The following is a 12379-nucleotide window of genomic DNA, read 5'->3' on the forward strand; positions in this document are numbered from 1 at the left end:
GCGGTCCCGTGACCGTGCGGGACGTCCCGCGGCCTCACGGCACCCGCGGGAAGCGAGCCTGAAGCGTCCAGACGGCCGGGTTGTCCGCCAGGTCCTCGTGGAGGTCGACGAGGTCGGCGAGGAGATCGTGGAGGAAGTCGCGGGCCTCGCGGCGCAGCTCGGCATGGGAGAAGGAGAGCGGCTTCTCCTCGGCCGGGGTCCAGTCGGACGTGATGTCGACCCAGCCGAAGCGGCGCTCGAACAGCAGCCGGTCGGTGGACTCGGTGAAGTCCAGCTCCGCCCGCTGCGGGCGGGCGGCGCGGGAGCCCATCGGGTCCCGGTCGAGCCGTTCCGCGATGTCGCACAGCGCCCAGGCGAAGTCCAGCACCGGCACCCATCCCCAGGCTGTGGACAGTTCCCGGTCGGTCTCGGTGTCCGCGAGATAGACGTCCCCGCAGAACAGGTCGTGCCGCAGCGCGTGCACGTCCGCGCGGCGGTAGTCGGTCTGCGGCGGGTCCGGGAACCGGTTGGAGAGGGCATAGCCGATGTCGAGCACGGAGAGATGGTGTCACGCCGCCACGAACACCTCGGCCTCCGGTGCACAGGCCCTGCCCCTGACCCTCGACCATCCAGTCCCCTGGCGGACCGGCCCCGGCTGCCGGATCCCGGGCCCCCGCTGTCGGCCCGGGAACTGCGGTCCGCCGGTCACGCCTGTCGGCCCCGACCCCGGCTCCGACCCCGATCCCGACCCCGGCTCCGGATCTCAGCCGGAATTCCGGCCTGCCGGTCCGGCCGCTGGGCCTGCCGGTCGCGGTTGTCGGCTCGCGGGTCCCCGGCCCCGGCCGGCGGCCGGGAGCCCGGTCCGCCGACCCCACCCCGCCGGTCCGCAGGCCCCGGCCCTGCCCCCGGCGGCCCGGATCCCGGCCTGCCGCCCCCGGCCCCGGTCCCTTCGCTGCGCCTGGTCCGCTGGCTCGCCCGGTCCCTTCGCTGCGCCAGGTCCGCTCACCCCACCCGTTCCCGGCGCCCTGGCCATCGGCCCGCTCCCCCCGGCCCCCGCCCCGGCCGGCCCAGCCTCAAGCTTCGCCCCGCCCCCGCCGAACCCCGCCCCTCCGGAAACCTCACCCCCTGGCCCTCGCTCCCCTGACTCCCGCCCCCTGACTCCCGCCCCCCGACCCCCGGCCGGGCGGAACCCCTTCCCCGCCGAACCCCGCCCCTCCGGAACCTCGCCCCTTGACCTCCGGCCCCCGAACCCCGCCCCCCTTGGCTCCCGTTCGCCTAAGATCGCTGACATGTCCAGATCCGTGCGTCTTGTCCCGGCTGTCGCCGGCGTCCTCGCCCTCGCGTTGGCCGGTACCGCGTGCGACGGCGGGGTGCGGGGCACCCCCGGTGGCTCCGGTGTCCGTGATCCGTACTACCCGAAGGCGGGCAACGGCGGATACGACGTCGGCCACTACGCCCTCACCCTGGACTACACCCCGGCCACCCGGCATCTCACCGGCACCGCGGTCATCACCGCGCGGGCCACGAAGGACCTGTCCGCCTTCGACCTCGACCTCACCGGGCTGCATGTCGACTCGGTGCGCGTCGAGGGCGAGGACGCCCGCTGGAACCGCAGCGGACAGGAACTCACCGTCCGCCCGCACGACGACCTCACCAAAGGCGAAACGTTTCGCACGACCGTCCGCTACTCGGGCACCCCGCACACCGTCACCGACCCCGACGGGGCCGAGGAGGGCTGGCTGCCGACCGGCGACGGAGCGCTGGCCCTCGGCGAACCCGTCGGTTCCATGGCCTGGTTCCCCGGCAACCACCACCCCTCGGACAAGGCGACCTACGACATCGCGGTCACCGTCCCGAAGGGCCTCCAGGCCGTCTCCAACGGCGAGTTGACGGAGCAGAGCGACAAGGGCGGCCGTACGGCCTACCACTGGCACACCGCCCAGCCCATGGCGAGCTATGTCGCCGCCGTCGCCATCGGCCACTACGACATCAAGCGGAGCACCGGCCCGCACGGGCTGCCCGTCCTCACCGCGGTGGACCCCTCGCAGGCCAAGGCGAGCGCCGGGGTGCTCGCGAAGATCCCCGACATACTCGACTGGGAGGAGTACAACTTCGGGCCGTACCCCTTCTCCTCCGCCGGTGCGGTCGTCGCCCCGCCGCACTCCGCCGGCTACGCCCTGGAGACCCAGAACCGCCCGGTCTTCCCCGGCGCCCCCGACACCTCGACCCTGGTGCACGAACTCGCCCACCAGTGGTACGGCGACTCGGTCACCCCGGAGTCCTGGCGGGACATGTGGCTCAACGAGGGCTTCGCGACCTACGCGGAGTGGCTGTACGCGGAGGACCACGGCGGGCCCTCCGCCCAGGAGACCTTCGACGACTACTACAAGGGCGACCACGAGGCGATCTGGGCCTTCCCGCCGGCCAGGCCGTCCAGCGCCGCGCACATCTCGGACAGCCCCGTATACGAGCGGGGCGCGATGGTCCTGCAGAAGATCCGCCAGAAGACCGGCGACGACACCTTCTACGACATCATCCAGGGCTGGGCCGCCGCCCACCGCCACGGCAACGCCGACACCGCCGAGTTCACCGCGTACGTGGAGAAGATGGCCCCGGACAAGGACTTCAGCCGCATCTGGAAGGACTGGCTGTACGGGGACGGCAAGCCGGCCCGTCCGTGACGGACAGCACGGAGGGCAGGGAAGACGCGGAAGGCACGGAAGGCACGGAAGGCTCGGTAGGGCACAGAGCCCCGGGCGCGGGGGTGCCGCCGCCCGGGGCCGCGCGCGGGCGCGGGGCGGGCCCCCGCGCCGATCGCCCGGCGTGCGTCAGACGTTCACACCGAAGTCCTGGGCGATGCCCACCAGGCCCGAGGCGTAGCCCTGGCCGACCGCGCGGAACTTCCACTCCGCGCCGTTGCGGTACAGCTCGCCGAAGACCATGGCCGTCTCGGTGGCCGCGTCCTCGGACAGGTCGTAGCGCGCGATCTCGGCGCCGCCGGCCTGGTTGACGATGCGGATGTAGGCGTTGCGGACCTGGCCGAAGTTCTGGCCGCGGTTCTCGGCGTCGTAGATGGAGACCGGGAAGACGATCTTGTCGATGTCGGCCGGGAGCGCGGCCAGGTTGACGTTGATCGCCTCGTCGTCGCCCGCGCCCTCACCCGTGCGGTTGTCGCCCGTGTGGACGATGGAGTTGTCCGGGGTCTGCTTGTTGTTGAAGAACACGAAGTGGGCGTCCGAGTAGACCTTGCCCTGCGTGTTCACCGCGATCGCGGACGCGTCCAGGTCGAAGTCCGTGCCGGTGGTGGTGCGGACGTCCCAGCCGAGGCCCACGGTGACGGCGGTCAGGCCCGGAGCCTCCTTGGTGAGCGAGACGTTGCCACCCTTGGACAGGCTTACAGCCATGATTGGGAGTCCCTTCCTTTTGGATACCCGTGCGTATACGTGCACATCTGTGCCGACGAAGCTACCGTCACCCGGGACAACGTCGAGGGGGGTCCCCGTGGTTCCGGATCCCTTTACCTTTTTTACCGAGCCCGAAATCCAGGTGACGCACACCGCGCCGGACCGGGAACATGGGATGCATGTCCGGGCCCTACCTCATCCGTGGCTCCGTCTCGCTTCCCGAGGCCGAGCTGATATGGCGTTTCTCCAGGTCCTCGGGGCCCGGCGGACAGCACGTCAACACCAGTGACTCGCAGGTGGAGCTGCGCTTCGACCTCGCGCGCACCGAGGCGCTGCCCCCGGTGTGGCGGGAGCGGGCGCTGGAGCGGCTGGCCGGCCGCCTCGTCGACGGGGTGGTGTCCGTACGGGCCTCCGAGCACCGCTCGCAGTGGCGCAACCGGGAGGCCGCCGCCGTACGCCTCGCCGCGCTCCTCGCGGAGGCCAGCGCGCCGCCGCCGAAGCCCCGCAGACCCACCCGCATCCCGCGCGGGATCAACGAACGCCGGCTGCGGGAGAAGAAGCAGCGCTCGCAGACGAAGCGGGGCCGCACGGGGCGGGACTGGGGTTAGCCCGGCCGGGCCGGCGCGGCCGTGTCACATCCGCGGGCCCCGCCTCGTCAGGGTGGTGCGCGGGCGGCGCGCAGGAGCGCCGCGGACGACGGAGAGGCCGGCCCACCATGACGGACAACGACTTTCTCGCCGAGCGGTTCGAGGCGTACCGCGGGCATCTGCGGGCCGTCGCCTTCCGGATGCTCGGCTCCGCCGCCGAGGCCGAGGACGCCGTGCAGGAGTCCTGGTTCCGGCTGAGCCGGTCCGGCGCCCGGGAGGTGGAGAACCTCGGCGGCTGGCTGACGACCGTGGTCGGCCGGGTCTGCCTCGACATGCTCCGCTCCCGCCGCTCCCGGGGCGAGGAGCCGCTGGACACCTGGCGCCCGGCGCCGTCCGCCGACCCGGACCCCGCGCAGGACGCCCTGCTCGCCGACTCGGTCGGCCTGGCCCTCCTGGTCGTCCTGGACACGCTCTCGCCGGCCGAGCGGCTGGCGTTGGTGCTGCACGACCTGTTCGGGGTGCCCTTCGAGGAGGTCGGCGGCGTCCTCGGGCGCACCCCGGCCGCCGCGCGGCAGCTCGCCAGCCGGGCCAGGCGCCGGGTGCGCGGGGTCGAGGCGCCGGAGACCGATCTGGTCCGGCAGCGGGAGGTGGTGGACGCCTTCCTGGCCGCCGCGCGGGAAGGCGACTTCGACGGGCTGCTCGCGGTGCTCGACCCGGACGTGGTGGCCCGCAGCGAGGCCGGGGTGAACAGCGGTGCGGCCCGGGTCGCCGCCGGTGCGGCGAGCTTCGCCCATCTGGCGCGGGTCGCGCGCCCGGTGCTGGTGGACGGTGCGACCGGGCTGGCCGTGTTCGCCGCGGGGCGCCCGGAGCGGGTGCTGGCCTTCGCCTTCGTCGCCGGCCGCATCGCGGTGATCGACATCGTCACGGACCCGGCCCGCCTGGCCGGTATGACCGTCGAGCCGGCCTAGGCGGCCTGGGCGGCCTGGGCGCTCTTCACAGCCGCAGGACGCCGACCGTCTGGTCCCCGCTGACCTCGCCGGTCGCGCGGAAGCCGAGGCGCAGGTAGAACTCCCCGGGGCCGGACGGGCCGGGGTGCCAGCTGACGTACATCTCCGTGCCGCCGCGGCGGCGGATCTCCGCGGCCACGGCGTCGACGGCGAACCGGCCGCGGCCCCGGCCCTGTTCGCCGGCGGCGATGTTCAGCCGCCACAGCCCGGAGCGGCGCACGCTGCCGTCCCCGTGCCAGTCGATGTCGAGGAAGGCCATCAGGAAGCCGACCGCCCGGTCGCCGTCCATCATCAGGCGCGGCCAGGCGACGCCCGCGGGACGGACGTATGCCTCGGCGAGTGAGGTGACGACCGGGGCGACGTTCTGTTCCTGGTCGGGCCGGACGCGAATACCCACGGCGGCGTCGAAGTTCCCTGGTGTCACTTCTTCCAGACGGAGTGTCATCCTGGCACCTTAAGCACACGTGATTTCCCGGCCACGGAATATCGGGGACCGTGGAATTCCCTGTTCAGCCCAACTGCCGGTACCGGCCGTGGAAATAGAGCAGCGGGCCGCCTTCCGCGCTGGGCGCGTTCGCGGTGAGCACGCGGCCGACGACCAGGGTGTGGTCCCCGGCGGCCACCCGCTGCTCGGTGCGGCACTCCAGGGTGGCCAGCGCGCCCCCGACCAGCGGGGCGCCGCTGGCCCGGCCACGGGTGCACGGGATGTCCTCGAAGAGCAGCCGGTCGCTGATGCGGCCCTTCATCGCGAAGCGGCCCGCGATGTGCCGCTGGCTCTCGGCGAGGACCGAGACCGCCCACAGCGGCTGCTCGGCGAGCAGGTCGTCCATGCGTGAGCCCTCACGCAGGCTGACCAGCACGAGCGGCGGATCCAGGGAGACCGACACGAAGGCGGTGGCGGTCATGCCGACGTCCTCCGTGCCCGGCGCGTCGGGGTCGTCCGGGTCCAGCGGCGGTTCCTGCGCGGTGACCAGGACCACGCCGGCGGCCAGCCGGGACATCGCGGCCCGGAACTCGTCGTTGCTCACCCCCTCAGCATGCCCGGAAGGCAGGGGGGTGGTGGGGGAGGGAGTCTTCAGCACGCCGGAAACGCTAGTCTTCGCCCGGCGCGGGGCGCATCGGCCCTGCGCCCGAGCCGGGTCCTAGGACCAGCGGCGCACGCATGGGGTGCCATGGCGTGTCATGAGGTGTCATAGGGCGCACTCGTGCGAGCGACTTGTGGCCACAACCACACGCCGTGTGTTCAGTAAACACACAGGTGAAAAGCAGAAACTCCACTCAATTGTTCACGTTCTTCTGTGACTTGAGTCACAAGAGGCAGGAATTGTTGACCCTGTGTACCGAGTGGGCAGCGCGCTGTGATTCAGTGGCGGGGAAGCTGCAAGACCAACGCAAGGGCGACGCAAAGAGCCACAGCGAAAGAACGCGAGAGCAGCGCCGAAGACAACCCTTGATTCGCTGCGAGGTCTCGGGGGGAGGGCGAGCATGGAGACCGAGTCGGAGCCGTATGTCCGCCTTGCGTCCCTGCGACAGCTGCACCAGGTCATGGCCGACATGAACACGGCACGCAGCCTGGCGGACACACTGCAGTCCGTCGCCGACGGCGCGGTGGGCGCCCTCGGCTACGAGATGGCGGCCGTCAACCTCGTGCGCCCCGACGGGGATCTCGTGGTCGCCGCCTTCTCCGGCAACTCCGCCGCCGAGGCCCTCATCACCGGCCGGGTCGGCTCCCGCGAGTCCTGGGAGCGGCGGCTGAACATGGGAGAGCGCTGGGGCGACCTCGTCTTCATACCGCACACCGAGGGCTGGGTCCTCGACGACGACGACGTCCCGCAGTGGTACACCGACGGGCCCGAGCCGCGCTTCGAGGACGAGTGGCACCCCTCCGACCGGCTCTTCGCGCCCATGTACACGCCGGGTGTGCAGGGCGGCTCCTCCGGTGAGCTGCTCGGCGTCATATCCGTCGACCGGCCGCGCAACGGCCGGCACCCCGGTGCCTGGGGCCGCGAGGCCCTGCAGATGTACGCCTTCCAGGCCGCCATCGCGATCAGCAACGCGCGGCTGCGCGCCAACATGCAGCGCGCCCTGGTCCGCCTCGAGCGCGAGCAGCAGGCCCTGCGTGCCAGCGAGGAATCCTTCCGGCAGGCGTTCGAGTACGCCCCCTCCGGCATGGCCATCGCCGAGATGGGCGGTGACCAGCACGGGCGCATCCTGCGGTCCAACGACGCGCTGTGCCGGCTGCTCGGCCGGCCCGCCTCCGCGATGCGCCGCTACTCCTTCGCCGACCTCGTCCACCCCGAGGACATCGGCACCCTGCTGCGCACCTCGGCCGAGGGCGGGCGCGCGGAGCTGCGGCTCGGGCGCCGGGACAGCACGTACGTATGGGTCTCGCTGCGCAACAGCGTCGTCGCGGACGCCGCCGACGGCCCCCGCTTCCTCCTCACCCACGTGGAGGACATAGAGGAGCGCAAGCGGCGCGAGCTGCAGCTCGCCCACCGCGCCTCCCACGACTCGCTGACCGGTCTGCCGAACTCCGCCGAGCTGCGCTCGCGCCTGTCGGCCCGGCTCTGCCAGCGCCCCGCCCACGCCGGCGCCGTGGAGTCCCTGGACGCGGCCTACGGCCACCCCGCCTTCGACACCCCGGCCGGTCCCGCCCACGACGCGCCGGCAGGGCACGGCTTCGACTTCACGCCGGGCGCGGAGGCGTACGACGCCTACGACCACCATGTGCACACGGCCGCCCCCGAGGACGACCGCGACGACGGGGCCAAGGGCCTCGCGGTCCTCTTCTGCGACCTCGACGGCTTCAAGTCGATCAACGACCGGTTCGGGCACAACGCGGGTGACGCGGTCCTCATCGAGGTGGCCCGCAGGCTTTCCCGCGGGGTCCGGGACGGCGACACGGTGGCCCGGCTCGGCGGCGACGAGTTCGTGATCCTCGCCGACGGCCTGGGCAGGGCCGACGCCCAGGACCTGGCCGTCCGGCTGCGCAACGAGATCATCCAGCCGATCAGGGCCGAGGGCAGGGCCGTGCGGGTGGGCGCGAGTTTCGGCATCGGATGGGCGCACTGCGGCATGACGGCGGACGAGGTGCTGAAGTCCGCTGACGAGCGGATGTACATCGAGAAACGATCTCGTCCCAAACAACATCGACGCGCCGGGTGATCCGCAGGTCAGCGAGTTGATGCGGTCTGAGTCACCCGTTTGGACGAGTGAGAGCGGGTAGGCTCGCCATTCCAACCCGTACCGCATCCGACCGCATCTGTTGAGGAGTACCAAGGGATGACGCCCGGCGACAACGGCGCAGGCACGCCCGAGGACGACGACCCGTTCGGCTATCTGTACGCCGACGGCCAGGCCAGGGGAGCCCAGCCGCCGTCCGGTGGTTACGGCTACCCGAACTCGGTCAACAGGGTGCGCGCGGTCGGCCAGCGCCAGTACGGTCAGCCGCAGCAGGCCACGTACGGCCAGGGTGTGCCCCAGCAGGGTGGCTACGGCCAGGCCGTGCCCCAGCAGCAGGGTGCCTACGGTCAGCCGAACGCCCACTACCAGGCGCCGGAGACCATGGCCGGCGGCCCGTCGGCCGGCCACAGGTCCGCACCGCCCGCCGGGAACCCCGGCCGCCGCGGTCCGAACACCAAGGGCCTGCTGATCGGCGCGATCGCGGTGGTCGCCGCGGTGGTAGTGGGCATCGGCATGGCGATGCTGGGCGGCAACTCGGACGACGACAAGGCGGCCGACCAGGTCGGCGCGTCCCCGAGCCAGTCCGAGAACCACAAGCCGAGCCCCTCCGGGAGCAGCTCGGCGGGCAGCGGCGAGCTGGAGGCGGACACGTCCTCGGGCGCCCTCCAGCTGGCGGGCGGCGCGGCGAAGGCGTCGGACGTCAAGGGCGCGAAGTCCGCCGACGGCAGCTATGTGGGCGGCCTGAACCAGCCCGGCGCTTCGGTCACCTGGACGGTCGACATCCCCTCCGACGGCCCGTACACGCTGTTCGCCGACTACAGCGCGGCCGGCGAGGACCAGTCCATGTCGGTGACCGTCAACGGCAGCTCGTTCGGCAGCAAGTTCGGTCTGGACAACTACCGGCACGCCAAGGACGGCGACTTCGCCAGCGGCTGGACCACGTCCTACGTGTGGCCGACCCTGAAGAAGGGGTCCAACACGCTCGCGGTCTCCTGCCAGTCCGGCGACAAGTGCAACGTCCTGATCGAGAAGCTCTACATCAAGCCGGGCCACATCAAGCGCCAGGGCTAGGCCGCGCTGAACTCCCCCGACACCGCCACCCGGCCCAGCAGTTCCTCGTAGGACACCCGGTCGAAGTCGCCCGCCGTGGCGGAGCGGACCGTCGCCGCCGACAGGGCCACCGCGTGGGTCAGGCGTTCCGGCCAGGGGCGGCGGTGGACCAGGCCCGACAGGAGGGCCGCCACCGCCGAGTCGCCCGCGCCCGTCGGGTTGCCGTGGACGGGGGACGGCGGTGCGGCACGCCAGCGGCCCTCGGGGGTGACGGCGAGCAGGCCGTCCGCGCCGAGGGAGGCGACCACCGCGTGGGCCCCGCGCCGGCGGGCGTCCTGGGTGGCGCGCAACGGATCGTGGGAGCCGGTGAGTTCGGCCAGTTCCCCGGTGTTCGGCTTGATGATGTCCGGGCGGGCGGCGACCCCCCGGCGCAGCGGCTCCCCGCTGGTGTCCAGGAGGACGGGGACGCCGTGCGCGCGTGCGCCGCGGACCAGGTTGGCGTACGCCCCCACCGGCACCCCGGGCGGCAGGCTGCCGCACAGCGCCACCGCCGAGGCGCGGGGCACCAGTTCCTCGTACCGGTCGAGGAAGGCGCCCCACTCGGCCGGTTCGATCTGCGGGCCCGGCTCGTTCAGCTGGGTGGTGTCCCCGAAGAGTTCGTCGACGACGGCTATGGTGCGCCGGGTCGCGCCCGCGACCGGGACCAGCGCATCCGTCACCCCGGGGACGGCCGACAGGCGTTCCCGCACCACCTCGCCGGTGGCGCCGCCCGCGAACCCGGTGACCGTCGCCTCGTGTCCGAGGGCGGCCAGCACCCGGGCCACGTTCACCCCCTTGCCGCCGGGCCGTTCGACGACCTCGGAGACGCGGTGCGTGGTGTGCGGCCGCAGCGACCGCACGCGGTACGTGATGTCGAGAGCGGTGTTCAGCGTGACCGTGAGGATCACCCGGGCCGACCTCCCTCGAAGTCCATTGGCCTGTCTCGGTTTCCGGGGCCACGATCATGCCAAAGAGACGGCGGCGGGCCCAGTGCGCGGGTCGGCCACCGTCTCCCGGACGCCGGTACGGATCAGGGCAGTTGGGGCGCCACCACCCATTCACCCCGCCGCATCACGCCCTTCACCTCGAAGTCGGTGTCCAGCAGGACCAGATCGGCGTCCTTGCCGGGCTCCAGGGTGCCGACGCGGTCGGCGAGGCCGAGCAGGCGGGCCGGGTTGGTGGAGAGGGCGGTCACGGCGTCCGGCACCGACAGCCTGTCGACGGTCACCGCCCGCCGGAACGCGCGGTCCAGGGTGAGCGTGGAGCCCGCGATCGAGCCGCCCTCGACCAGCCGGGCCACGCCCTCGCTGACCTCGACCTCCAGCGGGCCGAGCATGTAGCGGCCGTCGCCGGTGCCGGCCGCGTCCATCGCGTCCGTGATGAACGCGACCCGGTCCGGGCCCGCGTGACGGAAGGCCAGCTCCAGCGCGGCGGGGTGCAGATGGGTGCCGTCGTTGATCAGCTCGACCGTGACCCGCTCGTCCTCCAGCAGCGCGGCGATCGGGCCCGGGGAGCGGTGGCCGAGGGCGGGCATCGCGTTGAAGAGGTGCGTGGCGACGGTGGCGCCGGCGTCGATGGCCTCGACCGTCTGCTCGTAGCTGGCGTCCGTGTGGCCGATCGCCGCGATCACACCGTGCTCGGCGAGCAGCCGTACGGAGTCGACGCCGCCCGGCAGCTCGGCGGCGAGGGTGACCATCTTCGCCCTGCCGCGCGCCGCGTCGATCAGCTTGCGGACCTCGGCGGGCTCCGGGTCGCGCAGCAGCTCCTCGGAGTGGGCGCCCTTGCGGCACGGGGAGATGAACGGGCCCTCGAAGTGGATGCCCGCGATGTCGCCCTGCTCGGCCAGTTCGCTCAGCAGCCCCGCCTGACGGACCAGCAGGTCCATCTCGTCGGTGACGGTGGAGGCGACCAGCGTGGTGGTGCCGTGCAGCCGGTGGGTGCGGACGGCGGTGAGGACGTCCTCGGCGGTGCCGGAGAAGGAGGCGCCGCCGCCGCCGTGGTTGTGGAGGTCGACGAAGCCGGGCACCAGCCAGTGGCCGCTCACGTCGAGGACCTCGGCGTCCCCGGCCGCCCCGGCGGTCGCGTCCGTGATCTTCGTACCCTCGACGCGGACGCGTCCGTCGTCCACCACTGCGCCGGGCAGCACCACCCGAGCACCTGCGAGAACCAAGCTGGGAGCCATCAGGCAGTTACCTCCGAAGGGTCGGTGGGGTCGAGGTCGGTGGGGTCCGGGCCGGCGGAGCCGAGGAGATCGCGGGCCAGCAGCCCCGCGCCCAGGCAACCGGCGGTGTCGCCGAGGGCGGCGGGGACGATGGCGGGCAGTTTCTGGAAGGTGACCCGCTGCCGGACGGCGTCCCGCAGGGGTCGGAACAACACTTCCCCCGCTTCGGCGAGACCGCCACCGATGATCAGCGTGCGGGGGTCCAGCAGGGTGATCGCGGTGACCAGGCCGTCGGCGAGCGCGTCCACCGCCTCCTGCCAGACCCGGGCGGCGTCCGGGTCGCCGGACGCGACGGCCCGGGCGCAGTCGGCCGCGTCCGCGCCGGGGTCCTGGCCGGCCGCGGCCCAGGCCTCGGTGACGGCGGAGGCGGACGCGTACCGCTCCAGGCAGCCGCGCTGCCCGCAGGGGCAGGCCGTGCCGCCGGGGCGTACGACGATGTGGCCGATCTCGCCGGCGAAGCCGTGCGCGCCGGACTCCACCCGCCCGTCGATGCCGATGGCGCCGGCGATGCCGGTGCCCAGCGGCACGAACAGGAACCGGTCCGTGCCCCGGCCCGCGCCGATCCGGCCCTCCGCGAGGCCGCCGGTGCGGACGTCGTGGCCGAGGGCGACGGGCACCCCGAGCCGGTCGGCGAGCAGCGCCCGCAGGGGTACGTCCCGCCAGCCGAGGTTGGCCGCGTAGACGGCGGTGCCCGTCCGCTCGTCGACGATGCCGGGGACCGCGATGCCGGCCGCGACGGCGGGCCCGCCGAAGTGCTCGACGCCGTGGGCGCGCAGCTCGGCGGCGAAGTCGAGGATGCCCGCGAGCACCGCCTCGGGACCGCGCTCGCGGCCGGTGGGGCGGCGGGCGCGGTGCAGCAGCGCACCGTCGTCGCCGACGAGGGCGGCCTTCATCCCGGTTCCGCCCACG

At 73.0% G+C, this 12379-nt stretch carries 12 protein-coding genes; 5 read left to right on the forward strand and 7 right to left on the reverse strand.

Annotation, left to right across the window (positions count from 1 at the left end):
* Positions 1 to 34: 34 nt before the first annotated feature.
* Positions 35 to 535, reverse strand: coding sequence for a hypothetical protein (locus ACF073_RS15770; protein ID WP_392070224.1), 501 nt, complete (start codon positions 533 to 535; stop codon positions 35 to 37).
* A gap of 733 nt (positions 536 to 1268) precedes the next feature.
* On the opposite strand from ACF073_RS15770, the gene ACF073_RS15775 reads away from it, so the two are divergent.
* Positions 1269 to 2660 (forward strand): M1 family metallopeptidase, encoded by a 1392-nt coding sequence (locus ACF073_RS15775; protein WP_392070226.1) that lies wholly within the window; start codon positions 1269 to 1271, stop codon positions 2658 to 2660.
* 147 nt (positions 2661 to 2807) lie between these two features.
* Here ACF073_RS15775 and ACF073_RS15780 read toward each other — a convergent pair whose 3' ends face one another.
* Entirely contained in the window at positions 2808 to 3383 is a 576-nt protein-coding gene (locus ACF073_RS15780) for a TerD family protein (RefSeq protein WP_020940795.1), read from the reverse strand.
* Positions 3384 to 3562: 179 nt separating this feature from the next.
* Between ACF073_RS15780 and arfB the strand changes: the two genes are divergently transcribed.
* Together arfB and ACF073_RS15790 are read left to right on the forward strand one after the other, a co-directional pair.
* Complete coding sequence (gene arfB, locus ACF073_RS15785; RefSeq protein ID WP_392070229.1) at positions 3563 to 3991, forward strand: alternative ribosome rescue aminoacyl-tRNA hydrolase ArfB; 429 nt, start codon at positions 3563 to 3565, stop codon at positions 3989 to 3991.
* A gap of 107 nt (positions 3992 to 4098) precedes the next feature.
* Positions 4099 to 4938, forward strand: coding sequence for a sigma-70 family RNA polymerase sigma factor (locus tag ACF073_RS15790; RefSeq protein WP_392070231.1), 840 nt, complete (start codon positions 4099 to 4101; stop codon positions 4936 to 4938).
* A gap of 25 nt (positions 4939 to 4963) precedes the next feature.
* On the opposite strand, the gene ACF073_RS15795 is transcribed toward ACF073_RS15790, so the two are convergent.
* A complete protein-coding gene (locus tag ACF073_RS15795) occupies positions 4964 to 5422 on the reverse strand; it encodes a GNAT family N-acetyltransferase (protein WP_392070232.1) in 459 nt (152 codons plus the stop codon).
* A gap of 64 nt (positions 5423 to 5486) precedes the next feature.
* A complete protein-coding gene (locus ACF073_RS15800; RefSeq protein ID WP_392070234.1) occupies positions 5487 to 6059 on the reverse strand; it encodes a flavin reductase family protein in 573 nt (190 codons plus the stop codon).
* Positions 6060 to 6462: 403 nt separating this feature from the next.
* Between ACF073_RS15800 and cdgB the strand changes: the two genes are divergently transcribed.
* The gene (gene cdgB, locus ACF073_RS15805; protein WP_392070236.1) at positions 6463 to 8142 is read left to right on the forward strand and encodes a diguanylate cyclase CdgB; all 1680 of its coding nucleotides are present in this window, start codon (positions 6463 to 6465) and stop codon (positions 8140 to 8142) included.
* A 117-nt stretch (positions 8143 to 8259) separates the two neighbouring features.
* Complete coding sequence (locus ACF073_RS15810; protein ID WP_392070238.1) at positions 8260 to 9231, forward strand: carbohydrate-binding protein; 972 nt, start codon at positions 8260 to 8262, stop codon at positions 9229 to 9231.
* Here ACF073_RS15810 and ACF073_RS15815 read toward each other — a convergent pair.
* From ACF073_RS15815 to ACF073_RS15825, 3 genes are all read right to left on the reverse strand, one after another.
* A complete protein-coding gene (locus ACF073_RS15815) occupies positions 9228 to 10157 on the reverse strand; it encodes a 1-phosphofructokinase family hexose kinase (protein ID WP_392070240.1) in 930 nt (309 codons plus the stop codon). The genes ACF073_RS15810 and ACF073_RS15815 overlap by 4 nt on opposite strands.
* Positions 10158 to 10279: 122 nt before the next feature.
* Positions 10280 to 11431, reverse strand: coding sequence for an N-acetylglucosamine-6-phosphate deacetylase (gene nagA, locus ACF073_RS15820; protein WP_392070242.1), 1152 nt, complete (start codon positions 11429 to 11431; stop codon positions 10280 to 10282).
* Positions 11431 to 12363, reverse strand: coding sequence for an ROK family protein (locus ACF073_RS15825; RefSeq protein ID WP_392070960.1), 933 nt, complete (start codon positions 12361 to 12363; stop codon positions 11431 to 11433). Before ACF073_RS15825 ends, nagA begins: the two co-directional genes overlap by 1 nt.
* Positions 12364 to 12379: the final 16 nt, after the last annotated feature.

It is taken from the genome of Streptomyces sp. NPDC015171 (assembly GCF_043079545.1).
Classification (GTDB): Bacteria; Actinomycetota; Actinomycetes; order Streptomycetales; family Streptomycetaceae; genus Streptomyces.

What these genes read in the sequence shown, in the direction of transcription:
- ACF073_RS15795 (WP_392070232.1), bottom strand. Translation starts at nt 5,422, where the DNA reads ATGACACTCCGTCTGGAAGAAGTGACACCAGGGAACTTCGACGCCGCC.
- ACF073_RS15775 (WP_392070226.1), top strand. Translation starts at nt 1,269, where the DNA reads ATGTCCAGATCCGTGCGTCTTGTCCCGGCTGTCGCCGGCGTCCTCGCC.
- ACF073_RS15790 (WP_392070231.1), top strand. Translation starts at nt 4,099, where the DNA reads ATGACGGACAACGACTTTCTCGCCGAGCGGTTCGAGGCGTACCGCGGG.
- nagA (WP_392070242.1), bottom strand. Translation starts at nt 11,431, where the DNA reads ATGGCTCCCAGCTTGGTTCTCGCAGGTGCTCGGGTGGTGCTGCCCGGC.
- cdgB (WP_392070236.1), top strand. Translation starts at nt 6,463, where the DNA reads ATGGAGACCGAGTCGGAGCCGTATGTCCGCCTTGCGTCCCTGCGACAG.
- ACF073_RS15780 (WP_020940795.1), bottom strand. Translation starts at nt 3,383, where the DNA reads ATGGCTGTAAGCCTGTCCAAGGGTGGCAACGTCTCGCTCACCAAGGAG.
- ACF073_RS15810 (WP_392070238.1), top strand. Translation starts at nt 8,260, where the DNA reads ATGACGCCCGGCGACAACGGCGCAGGCACGCCCGAGGACGACGACCCG.
- ACF073_RS15825 (WP_392070960.1), bottom strand. Translation starts at nt 12,363, where the DNA reads ATGAAGGCCGCCCTCGTCGGCGACGACGGTGCGCTGCTGCACCGCGCC.
- arfB (WP_392070229.1), top strand. Translation starts at nt 3,563, where the DNA reads ATGTCCGGGCCCTACCTCATCCGTGGCTCCGTCTCGCTTCCCGAGGCC.